The 22,231-nt window shown below is 69.5% G+C and carries 19 protein-coding genes; 8 read left to right on the forward strand and 11 right to left on the reverse strand.

The window, feature by feature from the left end; all coding sequences use genetic code 11:
* Position 1: 1 nt before the first annotated feature.
* The gene (locus HUS23_06655) at positions 2 to 1,372 is read left to right on the forward strand and encodes a nicotinate phosphoribosyltransferase (GenBank protein QKT03508.1); all 1,371 of its coding nucleotides are present in this window, start codon (positions 2 to 4) and stop codon (positions 1,370 to 1,372) included.
* 16 nt (positions 1,373 to 1,388) lie between these two features.
* Positions 1,389 to 2,531, forward strand: a complete 1,143-nt coding sequence (locus tag HUS23_06660; protein ID QKT03509.1) for a CapA family protein — start codon at positions 1,389 to 1,391, stop codon at positions 2,529 to 2,531.
* Positions 2,532 to 2,588: 57 nt separating this feature from the next.
* Here HUS23_06660 and HUS23_06665 read toward each other — a convergent pair whose 3' ends face one another.
* Positions 2,589 to 3,848, reverse strand: coding sequence for an ABC transporter substrate-binding protein (locus tag HUS23_06665; GenBank protein QKT03510.1), 1,260 nt, complete (start codon positions 3,846 to 3,848; stop codon positions 2,589 to 2,591).
* Positions 3,849 to 3,993: 145 nt separating this feature from the next.
* Here HUS23_06665 and HUS23_06670 point away from each other — a divergent pair, with 145 nt between their 5' ends.
* Positions 3,994 to 4,647 (forward strand): methyltransferase domain-containing protein, encoded by a 654-nt coding sequence (locus HUS23_06670; GenBank protein QKT03511.1) that lies wholly within the window; start codon positions 3,994 to 3,996, stop codon positions 4,645 to 4,647.
* Here HUS23_06670 and atzF read toward each other — a convergent pair.
* The 7 genes from atzF to HUS23_06705 all read right to left on the reverse strand — a co-directional run bounded on the left by atzF (position 4,617) and on the right by HUS23_06705 (position 14,368).
* Positions 4,617 to 6,452: an allophanate hydrolase gene (gene atzF / locus HUS23_06675; GenBank protein QKT03512.1), complete on the reverse strand. Its 1,836-nt coding sequence runs from the start codon at positions 6,450 to 6,452 to the stop codon at positions 4,617 to 4,619. The genes HUS23_06670 and atzF overlap by 31 nt on opposite strands.
* 10 nt (positions 6,453 to 6,462) lie before the next feature.
* Positions 6,463 to 10,071 (reverse strand): urea carboxylase, encoded by a 3,609-nt coding sequence (gene uca, locus HUS23_06680; protein ID QKT05003.1) that lies wholly within the window; start codon positions 10,069 to 10,071, stop codon positions 6,463 to 6,465.
* 128 nt (positions 10,072 to 10,199) lie between these two features.
* A complete protein-coding gene (locus HUS23_06685; protein ID QKT03513.1) occupies positions 10,200 to 10,850 on the reverse strand; it encodes an urea carboxylase-associated family protein in 651 nt (216 codons plus the stop codon).
* A 5-nt stretch (positions 10,851 to 10,855) separates the two neighbouring features.
* A complete protein-coding gene (locus HUS23_06690; GenBank protein QKT03514.1) occupies positions 10,856 to 11,587 on the reverse strand; it encodes an urea carboxylase-associated family protein in 732 nt (243 codons plus the stop codon).
* Positions 11,584 to 12,414 carry an ABC transporter ATP-binding protein gene (locus HUS23_06695; GenBank protein QKT03515.1) on the reverse strand — a complete coding sequence of 277 codons (831 nt, stop codon included), beginning with the start codon at positions 12,412 to 12,414 and terminating at the stop codon, positions 11,584 to 11,586. The genes HUS23_06690 and HUS23_06695 overlap by 4 nt, the downstream gene beginning before the upstream one ends.
* A complete protein-coding gene (locus HUS23_06700; protein QKT03516.1) occupies positions 12,414 to 13,232 on the reverse strand; it encodes an ABC transporter permease subunit in 819 nt (272 codons plus the stop codon). Before HUS23_06700 ends, HUS23_06695 begins: the two co-directional genes overlap by 1 nt.
* A 53-nt stretch (positions 13,233 to 13,285) precedes the next feature.
* A complete protein-coding gene (locus tag HUS23_06705) occupies positions 13,286 to 14,368 on the reverse strand; it encodes an ABC transporter substrate-binding protein (protein QKT03517.1) in 1,083 nt (360 codons plus the stop codon).
* 408 nt (positions 14,369 to 14,776) lie between these two features.
* Between HUS23_06705 and HUS23_06710 the strand changes: the two genes are divergently transcribed.
* A complete protein-coding gene (locus HUS23_06710) occupies positions 14,777 to 15,157 on the forward strand; it encodes a VOC family protein (GenBank protein QKT03518.1) in 381 nt (126 codons plus the stop codon).
* A gap of 22 nt (positions 15,158 to 15,179) precedes the next feature.
* Here the strand turns inward: HUS23_06710 and HUS23_06715 are convergent, their stop codons facing one another.
* Complete coding sequence (locus HUS23_06715) at positions 15,180 to 16,364, reverse strand: MFS transporter (GenBank protein ID QKT03519.1); 1,185 nt, start codon at positions 16,362 to 16,364, stop codon at positions 15,180 to 15,182.
* Positions 16,365 to 17,050: 686 nt separating this feature from the next.
* On the opposite strand from HUS23_06715, the gene HUS23_06720 reads away from it, so the two are divergent.
* From HUS23_06720 to HUS23_06730, 3 genes are all read left to right on the forward strand, one after another.
* The gene (locus HUS23_06720) at positions 17,051 to 17,833 is read left to right on the forward strand and encodes a bifunctional DNA primase/polymerase (protein QKT03520.1); all 783 of its coding nucleotides are present in this window, start codon (positions 17,051 to 17,053) and stop codon (positions 17,831 to 17,833) included.
* A gap of 86 nt (positions 17,834 to 17,919) precedes the next feature.
* On the forward strand, positions 17,920 to 18,456 hold the full coding sequence (gene gloA / locus HUS23_06725) for a lactoylglutathione lyase (GenBank protein QKT03521.1): 537 nt from the start codon (positions 17,920 to 17,922) through the stop codon (positions 18,454 to 18,456).
* Between the two features lie 561 nt (positions 18,457 to 19,017).
* Positions 19,018 to 19,320 (forward strand): hypothetical protein, encoded by a 303-nt coding sequence (locus HUS23_06730; protein QKT03522.1) that lies wholly within the window; start codon positions 19,018 to 19,020, stop codon positions 19,318 to 19,320.
* Positions 19,321 to 19,506: 186 nt separating this feature from the next.
* On the opposite strand, the gene HUS23_06735 is transcribed toward HUS23_06730, so the two are convergent.
* Both HUS23_06735 and HUS23_06740 read right to left on the reverse strand, forming a co-directional pair.
* On the reverse strand, positions 19,507 to 20,193 hold the full coding sequence (locus HUS23_06735) for an SOS response-associated peptidase (GenBank protein ID QKT03523.1): 687 nt from the start codon (positions 20,191 to 20,193) through the stop codon (positions 19,507 to 19,509).
* Positions 20,194 to 20,461: 268 nt separating this feature from the next.
* A complete protein-coding gene (locus HUS23_06740; protein QKT03524.1) occupies positions 20,462 to 21,340 on the reverse strand; it encodes an HPP family protein in 879 nt (292 codons plus the stop codon).
* A gap of 433 nt (positions 21,341 to 21,773) precedes the next feature.
* Here HUS23_06740 and HUS23_06745 point away from each other — a divergent pair, with 433 nt between their 5' ends.
* Entirely contained in the window at positions 21,774 to 22,124 is a 351-nt protein-coding gene (locus HUS23_06745) for a nucleotide pyrophosphohydrolase (GenBank protein ID QKT03525.1), read from the forward strand.
* Positions 22,125 to 22,231 lie beyond the last annotated feature (107 nt).

The following is a 22,231-nucleotide window of genomic DNA, read 5'->3' on the forward strand; positions in this document are numbered from 1 at the left end:
CATGGACGCTGAGCAGAACCCAACGCACCCGAGCAACGGCAACGCGCACGACCTGGCGCTGTTCACCGACCTGTACGAACTCACCATGCTGCAGGCCTACTTCGAGGAGGGCCTGACCCAACCGGCGGCCTTCAGCCTCGCGGTGCGCACCCTGCCCCCCGGGCGCAACTTCCTGCTCGCCTGCGGGATCGACGAGCTGCTCGGCCAACTGGAGCGGCTACGGTTCGAGGCGCGCCACCTCGACTACCTCGCCTCGCTCGGCCTGTTCCGCGAGGCTTTTCTGGACCGCCTCGCCCGCCTGCGCTTCACCGGCGAGGTTTATGCCGTGGCGGAAGGGACGCCGGTGTTCGCCGACGAACCGATCCTGGAGGTGGTGGCGCCGCTGCCGGAGGCGCAACTCATCGAGACGCTGGTCATCAACCAAGTCCATCTCGCCACCGTGCTCGCCTCCAAGGCCGTGCGCGTGGTGCGCGCCGCGGCGGGACGGCCGGTGATGGACTTCGGCGCGCGGCGCATGCACGGCATCGACGCCGCCGTGCAGGGCGCACGCGCGCAATACATCGCCGGGGTGGCCGCCACCTCCAACCTGCTCGCCGGACGGCGCTACGGCATCCCGGTGGCGGGCACCATGGCGCACAGCTACATCCAGGCGCACGGCGATGAGCGCGGCGCCTTCGCGGCCTTCGCGCGCCTGTATCCGGAGACCGTGCTGTTGGTCGACACCTACGACACCCTGGCCGGCATCGACCGGGTGATCGCGCTCGCCCAGCGCCTGGGCGCGGCGTTTCGGGTGCGCGCGGTGCGGCTCGACTCCGGCGATCTGGTCGCGCTGGCCAAGGCGGCGCGCACACGCCTGGACGCGGCGGGCCTCGAGCGCGTGCAGATCATCGCGAGCGGCGGGCTGGACGAGGACTCGGTCGCCGCGACGCTGGCGGCGGGTGCGCCGGTGGACCGGTTCGGGGTGGGCACGCGCATGGGCGTGGCGCGCGACGCGCCCGACCTCGACATGGCCTACAAGCTGTGCGAGTACGCCGGCGAGGGACGCTTGAAGCTCTCCACCGGCAAACCGGTGCTGCCCGGGCGCAAACAGGTGTTTCGCGTCGAGGAAGACGGCCGCGACGTGCGCGACGTCATCGCCCGCGCCGACGAGCCCCTGCCCGGCCGCCCGCTGCTCGAACCGGTGATGCGGGGCGGGCGGCGCACGCAGGCCGCGGCGCCGCTCACCGCGCTGCGCGAGCGGGCCCGGCAGCGCATCGCGCGCCTGCCCGACGCGGTGCAGGCCAATGCGCCGGCCGAACCGCCCTATCCGGTAGCGGTCAGCGCGGCGCTGCGCGCCTACCAGGACGCGGTGCGCAAGGCGATCGCCGGCTGAGGAGGGAGCGAGGGGCATGGCATCCATCGAGCACGCCAGCGCCCGGGCCGGGGCCGAACTCACCGTGTTTCTGAGCGGCGACGTGATGACCGGGCGCGCCATCGACCAGATCCTGCCCCATCCCAGCGCGCCGCAGTTGTACGAGACCTATATCGGCGATGCGCGCGACTACCTGCGTCTGGCCGAAGAGGTGCACGGCCGGATTCCGCGGCCGGTCCCGTTCGCCTACCCCTGGGGCGACGCGCTGGCGCTGCTCGACGCCGCCGCCCCGGACCTGCGCATCATCAACCTCGAGACCAGCGTCACGCGCCACGAGGTGCCCGCCGCCAAGGGCATCAACTACCGCATGCACCCGGCCAACGTGCCGGTGCTCACGGCGGCGCACATCGACTGCTGCGTCCTCGCCAACAACCATGTGCTGGACTGGGGCGAGGCGGGCCTGCTCGAGACCCTCGACACGCTGGCCGCGGCGGGGATCAACGTGGCCGGCGCGGGGCGCAATGCCGTGGCCACCGCGCAGCCCGGGGCCTTGGCCGTCCCCGGTAAGGGCCGCGTGCTGGTGTTCGCCTACGGCGTGCGCACCAGCGGCGTGCCGCTCGAGTGGGCGGCGGGCGCCCAGCGCCCGGGCGTGCAGTACCTGGAAGACCTGTCGGGCGACGCGGTGGAGGCGATCGCGGCGCAGGTGCGCGCCGCCGCGCAGCCGGGCGACGTGGTGATCGCCTCCCTCCATTGGGGCGGCAATTGGGGCTACCGCATCCCGCCGGCACACCGGCGCTTCGCCCACGCCCTGATCGACGCGGCCGGCGTGCACCTGGTACACGGCCACTCCTCGCACCACCCGCTGGGGATCGAGCATTACCGCGGCCACCTGATCCTGTACGGCTGCGGCGACCTGTTGAACGATTACGAGGGCATCGGCGGCTACCAGGCGTTTCGCGGCGAACTCGGCCTGCTGTATCTCGCCACCCTCGACCCCGCCGACGGGCGCCTGCGGCGCCTGGTCCTGCTGCCCACCTGCACGCGGCGTTTTCGCCTGCATCGCGCCGCACCGGCGGAGCGCGAGTGGCTGCAGCGCGTGCTGGCGCGCGAGAGCGCGCCCTTGGGCACGTGCATCACGCTGCAAGCCGACGGACGGCTGCTCGCGACGGCGGCGCGCTAACGCGCGTTACACGGTGCGCGGTCTGAGCAAGCCTAGAGCGCGTCATTCAGCCCTGTCCTAGCGCGCTCCCCAGGCGGGAAACGGAAACACCACCGGCTCGAGCGCGAGCGCGTGGGGCCAGACGACCGCGTAACCGTCCTCGAACATCTGCACCACGATGCCGTCGCCCAGGGTGTTCTGGCCGGAGCTATCGAAACGGACGCCCTGCCACGGGACGATGAGCTGCTCGGCGGGGATGTGGGTCTCCGTCAGCGCCGCGCGTATGGCGTCGGGCTCGGTGGAGGCGGCGCGGTCGATGGCTTCGGCCAAGGTGAGCAGGCCGATGAAGGCGCGCGCCGAGTTGCCGTTCAAGTCGGTCCCGTAGCGCGCCCGGTAGAGGTCGTTCACCTCGGCGGCGAGCGGATTGGTCTGGGTGAGCGCCGCCGACCACACCTCGCGCGAGGTGACGTAGGCGGCATCGGCGCCGAGCCGTTCCTGAAACGCCGGCGAGACGAAGCCGGCGTCGTTGGCCCAGATCAGCGGCGGCGCATAGTCCTGACGCTTGAACTCCTGCATGTAGCGCACCGCGTCCTCTTCGTACACCGCGAACAGCACCACGTCGGGCTCCGCCGCCCGCACCGCGGCCACCCCGGCCGGTACGTTGTCCGGCAGACCGTCGGCGACCACTTCGCCGACCAGTTCCAGTCCGTATTGCGGCGCCCCCTCCTCCACCAGGTTCATGAAGCCGCGGCCGAAGCCGGTGCCCTCGTGCACCACGGCGAGGCGCGCAAGGCCCGCGTCGCGCTCGGCGTTCAGATCGGTGATGAACGCGAACGCATTGGTCACGAACGTCCGATCGTCGGGCGTGGTACGGAAGAACCACGCGTACCCCCGCTCGGTCAGGCTTGGATCGGTGGACTCCGGATTCAGGAACGGCAGCCCGGCCGTTTCGGCCACCTCGGAGGCGGAGGCGGTGGCAACGCTCTGATAGGCGCCGAGCAGCGCCACGGTGCTGCCGATCACGCTACGCGCGGCCTCCCGCGCGCCGCCCGGCGTGCCGCCGGTGTCGGCGTACAGGACCTGCAGGGGTGCCCCGTCGAGACCGGGCAGGCCCCGTCCCGGGGCCAGCGGCAGGTCCAGTTCGGGGTGCTCGCCGTTGATGATGTCGCGGGCGAGTTCGAGCCCCTGCTGGATCTCCGCGCCCACATCGGCACTGTCGCCCGAGAAGGGGTACACGGCGCCGACCTGCACCGTCTCGCTGGTAAAGCCGTCGCCACCGCAGCCGGTAACCAGGAGCAAGAGCAGTGCAGGCGTCAGAGAAAGTGTGCGGCGATTCATGGCGTGATTGGTCGGCAATTAGGGTCTTCAATGAAGATAGCCGACGCACCTGCGGCGCGGGCGCCGCGCGGTTGAACATGGTGCAGGACGGGCCCTGCTAGACTTCGAACAGCCCGCTCGTTTCGCCCTATGTCAGGGGGTCTCCATGCCCTGCTGCTGCCCCCATGCCCAGTCCGCGAGCCGCGTCTTCTCGCTGTTCGCGCACCGCTACCGCAAGCGCTTCGAGCGCCGCGGCTTCGAGCCTTCCCAACGCCAGTTGCTGGAGGGCCTGGCACAGGCCGGCTACCAGGGCGCCCACGTGCTGGAGATCGGCAGCGGCGTCGGCCACCTGCACCAGACGCTGCTCGAGCGCGGCGCGGGCCGCGCGACCGGCATCGACCTCGCGCCGCGCATGATCGAAGAGGCCGAACAATGGGCGCGCGAGCGCGGCCTCGCCGACCGCACGCGCTACGTGGTCGGCGACTTCATGCAGGAGACGCTAGGCGCGGCCGATGTGACCGTGCTCGACAAGGTGGTGTGCTGCTACCCGGACGCGCACGGCATGGTGCACCGCGCGCTGGCCGGCACGCGCCGCGTGATCGCCCTCACCTACCCGCGCGACCGCTGGTACGTGCGCGCCGGCATCGCCCTCGGCGCCCTGGGAATGAAGCTGCTGCGCTCGGACTTTCGCCCCTATGCGCACAGCCCGGCCGCCATCGAGGGCTGGATCCGCGCGGCCGGTTTCAGCAAACGCTACCAGGCCACCACCTTCATCTGGCTCACGCAGGTCTATGAGCGCGAGGCCGTGGCCGTCGCCTGAGGCGGAAGACACGCGCCCTTATCAAGAAAGGTTCGCCAGCTGCCGAGCGCGGTGATCTCCTCGGCACCTTCAGCCGCATAGGCCTCGCAGATGAAGCCTGGCACCCAGCTGCCGTCGCCGAGTTCGATCTTGCCGATACCGAGCGGCGCGGGGATGGCGGCGACGAAACTGCCGAAATGCTCCACCGCCAGCTCCCACACCTCGACCTCGACCGCCTCGCCGCCGTGGCCTGCCCGCACCAGGCCCGGCCGCAAGGGCGGCCCGCCCGGCAGCGCGTACAAGCGGTAGGCGGGCGCGGTGCGCGTGCGGCAGAGCAGGCGAGCCCCGCGCTCGCTGAGTTGGTGGTTCAGCGGTAGACCTTCCATGTGCGCGCCACACACCGCGACCTGCACCCGGCCTCGTCCGCTCGGCGGCGCCGGGGCCTGCGCAGGGTGAGCCGCGTCGCCCGCGCCCAGGGCCAGCCCGGCGCTGCGGTGGAGGCGGTCGCCGAGTTGCAGCAGATCGTCGTCATAGAAGGCGGGCGCGAACAGCGTGACCCCGAATGGCAGACCGTCCGACTGAAACCCGGCGGGCACCGCAATCGCGGCGAGGTCGAGCAGGTTCATGAAGTTGGTGTAGTAGCCGAGGTTGCTGTTCAGGCGCATCGGCTCGGCCGCGACCTCGTCGAGCCGATAGATGGTGCCGGCGGTGGGCGTCACCACCACGTCGACCTGCTGCCAGCTCGCCTCGGCCGCACGGCGCAGCGCCTCCAGCCGGTAAAGGCCGTCGAAGCCGTCCACGGCGGAGAACTCGGCAGCGCCGGCGATGATGGCGCGCGTGACCGGGTGAAGGATCTCGGGGCGCGTCTCGATCACGTCCTTGATCGCGTGGTAGCGCTCCGCCACCCAAGGGCCTTCATAGAGCAGCCGGGCGGCGGCGAGAAACGGCTCGAAGTCGAGCTCGACCCGTTCGCCCCCGAGCGACTGCAAGCGCTCCACGCTCTGCCGGTACAAGGCCTCGGCGTCGGCATTGCCGAAAAAGCTCAGCTGCGCCGCGCGCGGCACCCCGAATCGAAAACCGGCCTCGGCGAACGCACCGCGCCCGCGGCGCGGCGCCTGCACGGGACGCGCGTAGGCGTCGGCCGGGTCGTAGCACTGCGCCACGCGCAGCACGGCCTGCGCATCGGCACCGTTCAACGCAAAGATCGACACGCAATCCAGGCTGCGGCAGGCGGGCACCACGCCGCGCGTGCTGAGCAATCCCTTGCTCGGCTTGAGCCCCACCAGATTGTTGAACGCCGCCGGCACGCGCCCCGAACCGGCCGTGTCGGTGCCGAGCGAGAAGCTGACCTGCCCCAAGGCGACCGCGGTCGCCGAGCCGGCACTCGAGCCGCCCGCGATGTAGTCGGGATCGAAGGCGTTGCGCCCGGGGCCATAGGGCGAGCGCGTACCCACCAGGCCGGTGGCGAACTGGTCGAGGTTGGTCTTGCCGATGGGCACCGCCCCCGCGTCGAGCAGGCGCTGGACGACGAAGGCCGATTCGCTCGGCGTGTAGGCATAGTCCGGACACCCCGCCGTGGTGGGCACCCCGGCCAGGTCGATGTTGTCCTTGATGGCGAAGGGAATGCCGTAGAGCGGCAGGCGGCTCGGGTCGGCCGCGGTCAGGCGCTCGATGTAGGGGCGCAGTTGGGCGTCGCTGAGGACGGTGATCCAGCCGTTGCGGGTGTCGGCGCGGGCCGCGGCGGCGGCGCGCGCGACCACCTCGGCCGGCGTGGCGACACCGGCGCGGTAGGCGGCCTTGAGCGTGCTGAGGGTCATATCGGGCATGGGTCGCTTCCTAGGCAGTACGGGCTACAGAGCGTGAGGTATCGATCACCAACAGCGGCTGACCCGGCGTCACCTGGCCGGCCTCGGCGCACAACACGCGCGTGACCACGCCGTCGCTGTCGGCGACGACGGTGACCTCCATCTTCATCGACTCGATGACGATCACCGGCTGGCCCGCGCGCACCCGTTCGCCCTCCTTCACGGGGATCTGCCAGACGCTGCCGTGGACATGGCTCTCCACCGCCGACTCATCGGGCGCCAGCGCGAGCGCGTCGGCTTCCTCGGCCACGGCCTCGCTCTCGGAGGCGTAGTTGGCCTGGCCGGTGGCGATCCAGTGCCGGCGCTCGGCCTCGAACGCGGCCTGCTGTGTCTGTTGGAAGGCGTCGATGCTGGCGTGGTTTTCGCGCAGGAACTGGTTGTAGCGGCGCAGCGAGAAGGTGGTCTCCTCGATGTCGATGTGCACGCGCCCGCGCGGGAAATCCTCGCGCATGGCGAGCAGTTCCTGCTCGGAGACCTCGTAGTAACGAATCTGATCGAAGAAGCGCAGCAGCCAGGGCTTTTCGAATTCCCGGGTCTGGTGGTAGCGGCTCCACACCTGCAGGGTGCGGCCGACGAACTGGTAACCGCCCGGCCCCTCCATGCCGTAGATGCACATATAGGAGCCGCCGATGCCCACCGCGTTCTCCGGCGTCCAGGTGCGCGCCGGGTTGTACTTGGTCGTCACCAGGCGGTGGCGCGGGTCGACGGGGGTGGCCAGCGGCGCGGAGAGGTACACATCGCCCAGGCCCATCACCAGGTACGAGGCGTCGTACACGATGCGCTTGACCGCCTCCTCGCTGTCGAGCCCGTTGATGCGCCGGATGAACTCGATGTTGCGCGGACACCACGGCGCGTCCTTGCGCACCGACTGCATGTACTTCTCGGTGGCGAGCCGGGTCTGGCTGTCGTCCCAGGCCAGCGGCAGGTGGACGATGCGCGAGGGCATCTCGGCGTCGGAGAGGTCCTTGAGCTCGGCCTCGGCCTGTTCGAGGAGGTCGAGCAGGCGCGCCAGCGGCAACTGCTTGGACTCGTAATGGATCTGCAACGAGCGCACCCCGGGCGTCATGTCGACGATGCCCGTGATGCGCTGCTCCGCCAGCCACTCGAGCAGGGCCTGCACGCGGAAGCGCAGGTTCAGATCGAGTACCAGGGGCCCGTACTCCACCAGCAAGTACTTGTCACCCGACGGCCGGTAGCTCACGCCGACCGGATGTTCGGCGGCGCTCTTCTCCTTCAGCACCGGCGTGACGAGGGCGATCGGCGCGGCTGCGTCGCGGACCGGGCTCAGCTCGGCGACGGCCCGGTCGAGGTCGCGCTCCAGGCGGTTGGCGTCGGCCATGCTCACCGGCACAAAACGCACGCGGTCCCCGGGACGCAGCTGACCGAGTTTCCACAGGTCCGCCGTCACCACCGTGGCCGGACACACGAAGCCGCCCAGGCTCGGTCCGTCCGGCCCGAGTATCACCGGCATGTCGCCGGTGAAGTCGATGGTGCCGATGGCGTAGGCGTTGTCGTGGATGTTGGACGGGTGCAGGCCGGCCTCGCCGCCGGTCTCGCGCGCCCAGGTCGGTTTGGGGCCGATCAGGCGCACGCCGGTGCGACTGGAGTTGTAGTGAATCTCCCAATCGGTGGCGAAGAAGGTGTCGATATCCGCGTCGGTGAAAAAATCCGGGGCGCCGTGCGGCCCGTAGATGGTGCGAATCTCCCAACGGTCGGTGTACGCCGGCACCAGCCCCGGCTTCAGCGACCGCTCGCCGCCGCGCGTTTGCTCGCTGATGTGCAGCACGTCGCCCGGCCGCAGCGTGCGGCCGCCGTGACCGCCGAACTGGCCCAGGCTGAAGGTCGCGCGGCTTCCGAGGTACATCGGCGCCTCGATCCCCCCCTTCACCAGCAGGTAGGCGCGCACACCGGCGCCCTCGACCGCAGCGATCTTGAGGGTCTGGCCACGCCGCACCGGCACCGCCTGCCAATAGGGCACGGGCTTCTGGTCCAGGCTCGCCGACATGGTCGCGCCGGTCAGCGCGATCACCGTGTCGCAGTTGAACTTCAGGGTCGGGCCGTTGACCGTGAGTTCCAGCCCCGCCGTCCCTTCCGCATTGCCCAGCAAGCGGTTGCCGATCCGAAACGCCAGGCTGTCCATGGGGCCCGAGGGCGGGACGCCGATGTCCCAGTAGCCCACCCGGCCCGGCCAGTCCTGCACGCTGGTCTGCGTGCCGGCGCTCACCACCTCGATGGTCGCGGCGCGGTAGGCGAAGCCATTGAGGTAGCGCGTGGTCTGGCGGCCCTCGGCAAACACCGGGTCGCGCACCACCTGGCCGAGGTAGGCGAGATTGGTCTCCAGCCCCGCCAAGCGCGTCGCGTCCAGCGCCTCGATGAGCCGATCTCGGGCCGCCGCGCGATCCGCTCCGTGCACGATCAGTTTGGCGATCATCGGGTCATAGAAGGGCGAGATCTCGGTGCCCCGCTCGACCCAGGTGTCGACCCGCACCTCGGGCGGAAAGGCCGCCTCGGTGAGGATGCCGGTCGAGGGTTGGAAATTCTTGCCGGGGTCCTCGGCATACAGGCGCACCTGTATCGCGTGGCCGCGCGGCGGCGCCGGTCGCAGGCTTTCCAGATCGGGCAGGTCGGCGGCCGCGCCGCGCACCATCCACTCCACCAGATCGACGCCGGTCACCGCTTCGGTCACACCGTGTTCGACCTGCAGCCGGGTGTTCACCTCGAGAAAATAGAACGCGCCGCTGCGCGCATCGACGATGAACTCCACGGTGCCCGCCGAGCGATAGTTCACGCTCCGCCCCAAGCGCTCGGCGGTGGCCAACAGTTCCTCGCGCACGGCCTCCGGCAGGTTGGGCGCCGGGGTCTCCTCGACCACCTTTTGGTTGCGCCGCTGCAGCGAACAGTCCCGCTCGCCGAGCGCGATCACCTGCCCGCGCCCGTCGCCGAACAGCTGCACCTCGATGTGCCGCGCCTGCTCGACGTACTTCTCCAAAAAGATGCCGCTGTTGGCGAAGTTGTTCTGCGACAGCCGCTTCACCGACGCGTAGGCATCGCTGAGCGCGGCGGCGTCGTAACACAACTGCATGCCGATCCCGCCGCCGCCGGCCGTGCTCTTGAGCATGAGCGGATAGCCGATGCGCTCGGCGGCCTCCAGCGCCTCGTCCACCGAGGGCAGCAAACCCGTGCCCGGCAACATCGGTACGCCGCACTGTTCGGCGAGATCCCGGGCGGTGTGCTTGAGACCGAAGTCGCGCATCTGTTGCGGGGTCGGCCCGATAAAGGCGATGCCGGCGGCCTCACACGCAGCCGCGAAGTCGGCATTCTCGGACAAGAAACCGTAGCCGGGGTGCACGGCCTCGGCGCCGGTCTGCTTCGCCACCTCCAGGATGCGCTCGGCCACCAGATACGATTCGGCGGCCGCCGCCTCGCCGATGCACACCGCTTCGTCAGCTTGCGCCACGTGCAGCGAATGGGCGTCGGCCTTGGAGTACACGGCCACCGCGTGCACGCCGAGGCGTTTCAGCGTACGGATGATGCGACAGGCGATGGCACCGCGGTTGGCGATCAGGACCTTTTTGAACATGCGGGTGTCTCGGATGTCGGCGGGGCGTCCCGCCTGCTTGGCATTCCGCTCGAGGTCGTCCTCGAGGGGCCGGGATCGGCGCCCGGCGGCGTCACGCGCGGTGGAGACCGCGGCGAGGCGTGTGGGCCTCAATCCCAGATGATCATCTCCACCGGCGTCGGGTTATAGGCGTTGCAGGGGTTGTTCAATTGCGGGCAGTTGGACACCAACACCTGCACGTCCATCTCGGCGCGCATCTCCACGTACTTGCCGGCCCCGGAGATGCCGTCCTCGAAGCTCAGGCCGCCGTCCGGCGTCACCGGTACGTTCATGAAGAAATTGATGTTGCTGCTCAGGTCGCGTTTGGTGATGCCACAGTCGTCGTGCTCGGCGATGATGCTGAGGAAATTGTCCCGGCAGCTGTGCATGAATTTCTTGTCGAGGCCGTAGCGCACCTGATTCGACTCGGCGGCGCAGGCGCCGCCCAGGGTGTCGTGGCGACCGCAGGTATCGGCGGTGATGGTCAGCATCACGCGCCCTTCGTTCGACATCAACCGCGTGCCGGTGCTCAGGTAGACGTTGCCCTGGGCGTTGATCGTGTCGATGGCGCTGTAGCGTTCCTTCGGATCGGCCAGATTGAAGAACAGGGTATCGACCGCTTGGTTACCCTCCAGATCGAGGATGCGCAGGGTCTGGCCCTTCTTCAACGCCTTCATCCACGGGTCGCCGCCGGGCACCACCTCCCGATACACCGCATCCTCGATATTGCGTCGGCTCTTGATGATGTTCGGTCCGCTCATGGCGCTCACCCTTGGCAGTGGTAAATGGCGGTGTTCTGGAAGGCCCGTTCGTTCTCCGGGCGCAGGCGACGGCAGTAGTCGTCTTCGGCCACCGGCGCCGCGCGGGCGATCTCCAGGCGCACCGGGCGGGGCAGGTAATCCGGCGCGGGGTCGCGCGGGTGCTGGGCGGTGTTCAGCACGACCAGGGTGTCCATCTCCGCGCGCAAGGTCACCGCGGCGCCGGGGCGCGAATTGTTCGGATCGAACTGCAGGTTGCCCAACGCGTCGACGAACACCTTGCTGAACCAATTGAGATTCGGCACGAGATCCTGTTTGCCGAGCCCCCATTTGGCGAGCTCGATCAGGAACAGGTCGCGACCGTTGCGGTAGAACGCGTTGCGCGCCTGCTGGTAGTCGGCCTCGCCCCATTTCTGTTGCACCAGCGCCGCGTCGGATACGCCCCCCACGCTCTCGTGCCAACCGCAGCTGTCTTCGATGATCGAGAGCATGACGCGCCCCATGTCCGAGTACAGCATGTGGCCGCGCGTCAGCTTGAAGGTGTGCTGCGCCTTGAGCACGTCGGCCATGTTGTAGCGCTCGATCAGGTTGTGCGGATTGAACAGCAGCATGCTGACGTTGGCGCCGCCTTCGGCGTCGACGAGGCGCAAGCTGTAGCCGCGCTTGATGACCATCGACCAGGCACGGCCGCCGGGCACGAGTTCGCTGTAGAGCGCCTCTCCTGTAGTCTGCGAGTTCATTTCTTGCTCCTTGGTATGACGCAGGCGGCCAGGCCGCCGGGATGATCGGCATCGGGCTCCGGCGGCAGGCCCACGGCAGTGCGGATGTTCCGGTACAGCGCGTGCTCGGTGTGCCCGAGCGGAATGTCGTGGGTGATCTGCGCGCCGTAGGCCCCCGGCGCGTGGGGATCGTCACGCAGCTTGTCGAACACCAGCAACCGGGTGCCGAGGTAAAAGCCTTCCTTCAGATCGTGGGTGATCATGAAGATGGTGAGGCCGGTGCGCTGCCATAGCTCCAGGATCAGCGCGTGCATGTCTTTGCGAATCCCGGGGTCGAGCGCGCCGAACGGCTCATCGAGCAGCAACACCTTCGGGTTTTTCATCAGCGCCTGCGCGATCGCCAGGCGCTGCTGCATACCGCCGGACAGCTCGGCCGGATACTTGTCCGCGGCCTGCGCCAGCCCCACCGCCTCCAGCATCTCCATGGCCCGCGCGCGCGCCTCGCGGCGGCGGCGGCCGAACAAGCGGCCGAACAGCGGCGAGCCCTCCAGCTCGGCGCCCAGCATGACGTTGCCGAGTGCCGTCAGGTGCGGCATGACCGAATACTTCTGAAACACCACGCCGCGGTCCGGGCCGGGCTCGGCCGGCAGCGGCGCACCGTCGAGCAGCATCTCCCCGCGGGTGGGCTGTTCCTCGCCGAGCAGCATGCGCAGGAAGGTGGTTTTGCCGCAGCCCGAGGCGCCGACGATAGTGACGAACTCGCCCTTCTTGACGTTCAGGTTGATGTTCTCCAGCACCACCTGATCGCCGTACTCCTTCCACACGTGCTTGAGGGTGATCGCGCTCATCAGGACCGCCCCCCGCGATACCAGGGAAAGAGCATGCGCGTGGCGAGCCGCAGGGTGAGGTCGAGCAGGACGGCCAGCAGGCTGATCCACATCACGTAGGGCAGGATCGTCTCCATGTCGAGGTAGCGGCGCACCAGGAAGATGCGGTAACCGAGCCCCTCGGTCGCGGCGATGGCCTCGGCGGCGATCAGGAACAGCCACGCCGCCCCCAGCGACAGCCGAACCGCGTCGAGCAGCCGCGGCAGCACCTGGGGCAGCACCACGCGCAAACCGATCTGCCAAGTCGACGCGCCGAGCGTCTGCGCCTTGGTGAGCTGTTCCCGGGGCAGCTCCTCCACCCGCTGCTGAATGTCACGCATGATGAAGGGCGCGATGCCGAGCACGATCAGCACCACCTTCGACAGCTCCCCCACCCCGAAGGCGATGAACACGATGGGCAGCACCGCGAGCGGAGGGATCATGGAGACCACCGCCACGAAGGGAGAGAAGGTCCGCCGAACGAACGGAATCAGCCCGGTCGCGACGCCGACCGCCAGGCCGAGCAGCGCGCTGATCAGCACCCCGAGGCCCAGGCGGGACAGGCTCGCCTGCGTGTCGACCCACAGCACGATGTCACCCGTGCGTCGGTTCTCCACCGTTGCCAGGCGATGAAAGGACTCCCCCATCGCGCTCAGCGAGGGCAGCAGGCGATCGTCGGGGTTCTCGGCCAGGCGCGCCGTCGAGGCACTCAGGTAGACCAGCAGCACCAGCACGAAGGGCAACAGACCGAGAGCGAGGCTCAGCGGCCGCGTCGGGTGGCGATTGATCAAGCGCTTCATGGGAGCGTTCCGGTGGCGTAGGCGGCAGGTGAGCGGGGCACGGGGCCGGCCCGTCAGAGCTTGCCTTCGGCGGCGAGGCGCATGTACTCGGAGGTAAAGCGCAAGCGCACGTTGTCCGGGCTGCCCAGAATCGAGCCGTCGGCAAACTCGATGCCGACGAAGTCCGGGTTGCGTGCGCCCTCGCCCAGCAGGCCATGCGTGAAGGCGAACTGGCGCACGCGGTCCATCGTGATGCGCGGCTGATCACCCTCGGTGAAGGCCGCGGCCTCCTCGGCGCTGTAGAACATGCGCGTCGACGCCAGCTGGGCCTCGTAACCGGCCAGATCGGTACCCGACGCCTCGGCCATCTCGGTGCGTGCCGCGCGTCCCTCGGCGCCCTCCTCGCGCATGATGCCCATGATTTCGTACCAGGCACCGGCGAGCGCCTTGCCGAGCTTCGGATTGGCCTTGAGCGTCTCGGTGTTGACCACCAAAAGATCGACGATCTCGCCCGGGATCTGCGCCGAGTCGAACACCACGTTGGCATCGGGCGTCCGGCGCATCTCGTTGAGCTGCGGGTTCCAGGTCACCGCCGCCTGCACGCCGGACGAGGAGAAGGCGCCGACGATATCGGCGTCCGAGGTGTTGACCACGCGGATGTCGCGCTCGCGCAGCCCGACGCTCTCCAGCCCACGGGCCAGCAGATAGTGCGAGACCGACAGCTCGACCAGGTGCACGCGCTTGCCCTCGATGGCCGCGAGGCTGTCCGCGCCCTTGAGCACCACGCCGTCGTTGCCGTCGGAGAAGTCACCGACGATGAGCGCCGTGGTATCCACCCCGCCGACAGCGGGAATCGTCAGCGCGTCCATGTTGGTGGCGGTGACGCCGTCGAAGCGCCCGCCCGTGTATAGGTTGATCGACTCGATGTAGTCGTTGATCTGCACGACCTCGATCTCGATGCCGTACTTCTCGGCCCACTTGTCGACGATGCCCGAGACGTCGCCGTAGCCCCAGGGCATCCAGCCGACGTAGATACTCCATGCGATGCGGAAGCTGTCGCGCTCGTTCGCGTGGGCCGCGCCGCCCAGACCGAGGGTAAGGGCGAGTAGTCCGGCGGTAAGCAGACGCACGGGGTTGTAGCGGTGACGCTGGCTCATGGTCCCTCCTCAGGGTTGTCGGGCGTCGAAGCGCAAGGAGAATCACTATCGATCTCCCGGGCTTTTATCCCTCCGTGTAACCTCCTGCGAGGTCGGCAGCTCTCGGACCAGCCATCCGCGCCGCGGACCGGAACCCTAGCCACCCATTGCCAAGCTGTTATGAAGCAAGCGACGCACAGTGATTCTCTTGCTCAGTCGAAGCGGAGCAAGATCGGGGCCAACCGGCACCGGCACGCCGTCGCGGTACCTTGGCGCCACATGCGGGGATCAATACCGGATGCGCGCGCACCGTGTCGGTGCAGCGCCGATTGGCGTGCGCCCCGCCCTGGTGCGCCGCGCCTGATCCGGCGCCGATCGCAGCGCCTATAGTGAAAACGCCGGTCAATGCACGACACCCGGGAGGACATCATGCGAACCGCCAATCCGGTTATCTGGTTCGAGATCTACGTGGACGACATGGCGCGCGCCAAGACGTTCTACCAGCACATGCTCGGGGTCGAACTCGAGAAGCTCGACAGCCCCGACGCCGACATGGAGATGTGGGCCTTCCCCATGCAGGAGAACGGGACAGGCGCCGCGGGCGCCCTGTCCAAGATGGACGGCGTCCGTCCGGGCGGCGGCGGCACGCTGATCTATTTCTCCTGCGAGGACTGCGCGGTCGAGGCCCGGCGCGCGGCAGAACACGGCGGGCGCATCGTGCAGGACAAGTTCGCGATCGGCCCCTACGGTCACATCGCCATCGTGAACGACACCGAAGGCAACATCATCGGGCTGCACTCGATGCAGTGATCAGACGCGGGCAGCGCGGCGCTCAGCCCGGTGCACGCGCGGCGCGGCGCGCGAAGATGAGCAGCAACAGCGCGGAGAGGCCGGTCAGCCCGGCCGAGGTGAGGAACGCGACCTCCATGCTCACCCACTCCCACAGCACCCCGAACAGCACCGCGCCCGGCAGCGCGGCGAGGCCGCTCAGCATGTGGTACACGCCGAATGCGGTGCCGCGCTGGCCTTCCGGGGTGTAGTCGCCAATCAGGGCGCGCTCGGCGCCCTCGGTGGCGGCGAGTGTGGCCGCGTATAGCAGGAACAGCCCCCAGGTCCACGCCGCGCCCGGCGGCGCGAGCGCCAGCGCCACCAGCACCAGCAGGCGCGCGCTCCAGCCGCCCAGCACCACTGGCAGGCGCCCGAGCGTGTCGGACAGGCCGCCCAGCGGGTAGGCCACCAGCGCCTTGACCGCATGCGCCGCGGCCCACAGCAGCGGCACCCACACCAGCTCCAGCCCGCGCGCGCTGGCCCAAAGCACCAGGAAGGCCTCGGGCGCGGTGGCGAGCGCGAGCCCCCCGGCCGCCACCACCATGCCGCGCACGCGCGCATCCAGCACCCGCCAGCGCAGCGGCGCGTAGGCGCTGGGCGGCGGCGCCGGCGGCGAGGCGGTGCCGAACATTAGCAGCAGGATCACCAGCAGGCCCGGCACGGCCGAGGCGAGGAACACCTCGCGCATCTCCAGGCCGAGGCCGAGCAGCGCAAAGGCGAGCAGCGGGCCCAGCATCGCGCCGGTATGGTCCAGCGCCCGGTGGAAGCCGAACGCCTGGCCGCGGTGCGCCTGGGCGACCGAGGCAGCCAGCCAGGCGTCGCGCGGCGCGGTGCGCAGCCCCTTGCCGATGCGGTCCATGAAGCGCAGCCCCAGCACCCAGCCCCAGTTCAAGGCCAGCGCGATCAGCGGGCGCACCGCGTTGGACAAGCCGTAGCCGCCCACCACCAGCGGCTTGATGCGCCAGCCACGGTCGGCCAGGCGCCCGGCGATGAGCTTCATCAGGCTGGAGGTGGCCTCGGCGACGCCCTCGACCAGCCCCACCACCGCCGGCCCGGCGCCCAGCACCAGGGTGAGGAACACCGGCAACAGCGGCGCGATCATCTCGCTGGCCGCGTCGTTCAGCAGCGAGGCCAGCCCCAGCACCACCACCACGCGCGGCAGCGCGAACACGGCCCACGGGTGCCTCATCGGCCCGTCCTCGCCTTGCCGCTCGCCCCCGTCGGCCGCTTCGCATCCATGCCCGCGCTCCCCTTGGCGATCCCTCAAACTGTCGTCCGCCGGGTGCTCACTGTCGAGGCGCGGTACGGGGCTCTGCTATCACTGAAGGCAAGCTCTGATCAATGCGGAGCTTCCCGCAGCACAGAGGCACAGAGGCACAGAGGCACACAGGCACAGGATGTGCCGCCGTGATCGACGGCTGGAAGCCGTTGGTCACGAAGCAGAGCGAAAACCGCGCTTTTCGCTCCGCGTGGTCTGAGCCATCCAGGATGGATGGATTCAGACCTACAAACGGTGCCGCCGTGATCGACGGCTGCAAGCCGTTGCTCACGAAGCAGAGCGAAAACCACGCTTTTCGCTCTGCGTGGTCTGAGCCATCCAGGATGGATGGATTCAGACCTACAAACGGTGCCGCCGTGATCGACGGCTGCAAGCCGTTGCTCACGAAGCAGAGCGAAAACCGCGCTTTTCGCTCCGCGTGGTCTGAGCCATCCAGGATGGATGGATTCAGACCTACAAACGGTGCCGCCGTGATCGACGGCTAAAAGCCGTTGATCACGAAGCGAAGCGGAAACCGCGCTTTTCGCTGCGCGTGGTCTGAGATATCCAGGATGGATTTACTCAGACCTTCCGAGGGAGCGGCAGGCGAGGCGACCATGGACACACGCATCGAACAGGCGGCACTCGGCTATCTCGCACGCGGTTGGTCCGTCGTTCCGCTGCGCCCGCGGGACAAGCGCCCGATCCTGCGCTGGCAGGACTTCCAGCACCGGCACCCCGACCCGGACGAGGTGCGCGGCTGGTACCGCCACTGGCCGGAGGCCAACGTCGGCGTGGTCACCGGCGCGATCTCCGGGCTGGTGGTGGTGGACGTCGACCCGCGCCACGGCGGCGAGGACAGCCTGGCCGAGCTGGTGCACACCTACGGCCCGTTGCCGCAGACCGCGGAGGCGGTCACCGGCGGCGGCGGGCGGCACCTCTACTTCGCGCACGCGGGGCGCCCGGTACATAACCGCGCGGGCGTCGCGCCCGGCATCGACCTGCGCGGCGACGGCGGCTACATCGTGGCGCCGCCCTCGCGCCACCCCGCGGGCGGCTGGTATGCGTGGGTGCCGGGCAGCGCGCCGGAGGCGGTGGCGCTGGCGCCGCTGCCGCGCTGGCTGCCGGCGCGGGAGGCGGGCCGCGGCGGGCGCCTGGGTCACCCCGTGAGCTACTGGCGCGACCTGGCGCGCGAGGGCGTGGCCGAAGGCGCGCGCAACAGCACCCTCGCCTCCTTCGCGGGGCATTTGCTGTGGCACGGGGTGGACCCCGACGTCGCGCTGGAGCTGCTGCTGTGCTGGAACCGCGTGCGCTGTCGCCCGCCGCTGGCGGACGAGGAGGTGATCGGCGTGCTCGAGAGCATCACGCGCCTGCACCGCAACGGGGGCGACGCGCGGTAGGCCCGCGCGGGCGTGATAGGCTTTTTCGGCACACGTTACCCGCGCGCGCCGCGTGCGCGCCGAGCAGAACCGATCAAGGAGATCCCATGGGCTTCGACACCGAACGCCAGCCGGGCGTGCAGCCCGCACGCGCGCCGGAAACGCAGGGCTTTCGCCTCAACCACAGCATGCTGCGCGTGAAGGACCCCGAGCGCGCGCTCGCGTTCTACACCCGCGTGTTCGGCATGCGCCTGCTGCGCAAGCTCGATTTTCCCGAGCTCGAGTTCTCGCTGTACTTCCTCGCGCGTCTGGAGGAGGACGAGCAGCCGCCCGAGGACCCCGGCGCGCGCACCCGCTGGACCTTCGAACAGCGTGGCATCCTGGAACTCACCCACAACTGGGGCACCGAGACGCAGGCGGACTTCCGCTACCACGACGGCAACGCCGAACCGCAAGGCTTCGGCCACATCTGCTTCTCGGTGCCCGACCTCGACGCCGCCGTGCGCTGGCTCGACCAAAACGAGGTGCCGTTCGTGAAGCGCCCCGACGAGGGCGCGCTCAAGGACGTCGCCTTCGTCACCGACCCCGACGGCTACTGGATCGAGATCATCGAGCCCGCGCGGCTGGAGAAGCTCGGCCGCTGAATCTGTCGGAAGCGCGGCGCCCCGCACGCGATTTTTATCCCCCCTCGCACAGCAGGTGGGAGGGGCTAGGGGGAGGGCCGCCTGCGCCAGCAGGCGGGGGGGCGTCGAGCCTAGCGTTGAACCCCCCGCGCCTGACGGCGCGGCCGCTTGCAGCCGTCCGCCGCTGACGCAACAGAAGATGGGCACGGCGCCGCCATCGCCGCCGCGTGAGCACGCCGCAGGCACCGCGCAGTTGTTATCCCCCCTCCCACAGCAGGTGGGAGGGGGCTAGGGGGAGGGCCGCCTGCGCCAGCAGGCGGGGGGCGTCGAAGCCGGCGTTGAACCATCCATCCCGCGCCTGACGGCGCGGCCCCCTCCCCGACCCTCCCCCGCTGGCGCAAGGGAGGGAGACAAACGGCGCGGCGGTTTGCGGGCGTCCCCCTTCTGACCCGAGCGAGGGAGCGGAGCTACGCGACGGCGAACGCAAACCATCGCGCCAGGGCAAGCTTGAAGGCGCACGCTGTGCTAGCATCCCCCTCCGCGCGCGCATTCGGGCGCCGCACTGCACACGGCCATCGCACCATGAAACCGAAGACCTATTCCGGCATCTACAACGACAAGCACGGCGGCATGACGTCGCTGGGCGCGATCATCAAGGACGGGTGGATACTCGGCCTGATTCCCGAGACGGAGACCGGCGAAGGCTGGAGCCTGCATCAACTCGACGCGCTGCAGGACAAGTGTCACGCGGCGTGGGCGGAGTACGGCTTTCGCGTCGCGAACCTGCCCGAGGAGATGCGCGAGCGCCACGAGCGCGTCCACCGCGAGGCGATCGAGCGCGCCCGCGCGGCAGGCTGGGACCCGGAACTCGGCGAAGACGAGTGATGCCCGGCGGCCCCGCATCCGGGGCCGCCTTCCCCCCTTCAGCACGGCGCCCCGCCGCACACTTCATCCGCACGACACCAACAGCGCCTCCGTCACCCGCGCGAGGAAGCTGACAAGCTGATTGCTAACCCCGCCCCTAATGCCGTGCGCGATACACGCCCGTTATCCCGGCGCGGGGCACGCGCATCACGCGTCGGCGTCGGGCTCGATCGGGCGGATAAGGTCCGCCCCTTCGTTGCGCGGGCTGTTCACCGCGAGGCTCACCGGCTCGGCCACCAGCCCCGCGGGGTCGATGGGCCGCAACAGCGGCGCGAGGCGCGCCGGGTCGGTGCAGTCGGGGTCCAGCCAGAGGCCGTACTGCTCGGGCGGCACGATCACCGGCATGCGGTCGTGCAGCGGCGCCACCAGCGCGTTGGCGTCGGTGGTCACGATGGTGCAGGAGTCGATCACCTCGCCTGCCGGGTTGCGCCAGCGCGCCCACAGCCCCGCCAGCGCCAGCAGGCCGCCGTCGCGGCGGTGGATGTAGTAGGGCTGCTTGCGCCCCGTGCCCGTGCCGCGCCACTCGTAGAAGCCGTTGGCCGGGATCAGGCAGCGGCGGCGCCGGAAGGCATCGCGGTAGGCCGGCCGCTCGGTGAGGGTCTCCGCCTTGGCGTTGATCATGCGGTAGCCGGCCTTGGCGTCCTTGGCCCAGTGCGGGATCAGCCCCCAGTGCAACTGCACCAGCCGCCGTCCGGCCTCGCCTTCGCGCACCGCCGCCACCGGCTGGGACGGGCACACGTTGTAGCGCGGCGGCAGGTCCTCCGGCACCACCACCAGATCGAACTGCGCCGCCAGCTCGCGCGCCGAGGGCGCCTGGGAGAATCGTCCGCACATAGCAGCAGCCTATGCACCGAGACGTGCCGGCGCCAGGGGCGCAGGGGTTGGTTGGGGATACAAAAGGCGCTGCTAGTGGAGCGTGTCGGCGGGCAGACCGCCTAGCCGTCGCGCGACCTAGACCGCGTTACCCGACGAACGTTGCGTATGGCGCAGTGTGAGCCCCTTGCGCAACTTTAAGTCGATAACGTTGCACACGCCTGCTCCCACCGCCGCCACCAGCGGCGACGGGCACCGGTAGAAGCCGGCCCCGCCCCAGGGGCGCGGCTCAGCCGCGCTCGGCCGACTGCGGGTCGTCCGCGGCCGGCGCCTTGTCGGGGTCCACCTGGTATTTGCTCCACACCAGCATCGGCTTGCCGTTCCGGCGCGCCAGCGACATCACCTTGAAGAACACCGGCCCCTCGGCGCACTGCTCCAGGCCGCGCGCGAGGCCGATCGCCCCCGTGCCCCGCTCCACGCAGCACACGCTCCCTTCGGGGCTATCCTGGTCGAGCTTGGCGTGCTCGCGCGCCAGGCGGTAGAGGTCCGCCATGTCCTCGGGGGTCACGTCCACGAACGAGCCGACGTGCTCCAGCGCGTAGGTAATGTCCTCCTCGCTCACTCCCGCGCGCGCGGTGGCCCGATGGCGCGCGAGGTAGGCGGGGTAGCGGCGCCAGGGGAAGGGGTAGTTGAACAGCAGGGCCACGCCGAGCAGCACCAGCGCGCTCGCCAGCACCGGATCGAACACGAAGCCGATGCCCTGCCCCGACGCCCCGGCGGCCACCGCCGCCAGCGCGGTCGCACCGCCCGGCGGGTGCATGCAGCGCAGGTAGTACATGCACGCGATGGCAAAGCCCACCGCCAGCGGCGCGGCCAGCACCGGGTCGCCCAGCAGCGCGACGCTGCCGATGCCGCCCAGGGCCGACAGCGTGTGCCCGCCGACCAGCGGCCAGGGCTGGGACAAGGCGCCGTGCGGCACCGCAAACAGCAGCACGGTCGAGGCCCCCATGGAGCTCAGCAGCAGGGCCGAGGCCGCCGAACCGTTCCAGGCACCGTGGAACACCGCCAGCAGACTCAGCGCGAGCAGCCCGCCCACGGCCGACACCAGCTTTTCCGTGTGCCCCGCGGGCACATGCTCGACGCCCAAGACCTCGAACAGACGCTTCAACGCGACCCCCTTACGGGTGCTGGTCCGAATCAGTCCATCCCGGACGTCTCCGACCATGCAAAGAGAACAGCGTGGTTTTCGCTTTGCTTCGTGATCCACGGCTTGCGGCGTCGATCACGGCGGTACATCGCTATGCCACGGGAAGCATCCGAACGACTCAGAGCTTCCTATGCACTTGTCGCGGGCAAGCCCGCCCAAGCAATGCCCCAAAATGGGGCAACAGTAGGCGCAAGAAGATGCTTCGTCAATACACCTTTTTGGATCTTCCCCCGCCCCCACGCGAACATCCCCCTCCCCCACGCCACCCGTGGGGGAGGGCTGGGGAGGGGGCCGCACCCAAAGGGTGCGGAAGGCTCGACCCGACCAAGCCACCGCCCAAACATCCCCCACCCCGCGCTACCATCTCCCCCCAACAAGCGACCGGAGCCCCCCCATGCCCACCGACCTCGACGCCCTCACCCGCCGCATCCGCGCCTTCGCCACCGAACGCGACTGGGAGCGCTACCACTCCCCCAAGAACCTCGCCATGGCCCTCAGCGGCGAGGCCGGCGAACTCATCGAGCAATTCCAGTGGCTCACCGAGGAGCAAAGCGCCGCCCTGCCCCCCGACAAGCACGAAGCCGTGCGCCAGGAGATGGCCGACGTGTTCATCTACCTCCTGCGCCTCGCCGACCGCCTGGGCATCGACCTGATGCAGGCCGCCGAAGACAAGATCGACCTGAACGAACAGAAGTACCCGGTGGAGCAGGTGCGGGGGAGTGCGAAGAAGTACGACGAGGACTAAGGACCCGCCGCGGCCAGGGGCAACTGGTAAGGATTCCTTAGCAGTTCGCATTATCGGCCGCTTGCAAACGGCGCCCGATCGGGACGTTATTATCAGTTGGGGCTCCA

It is taken from the genome of Ectothiorhodospiraceae bacterium 2226 (assembly GCA_013348725.1).
Classification (GTDB): Bacteria; Pseudomonadota; Gammaproteobacteria.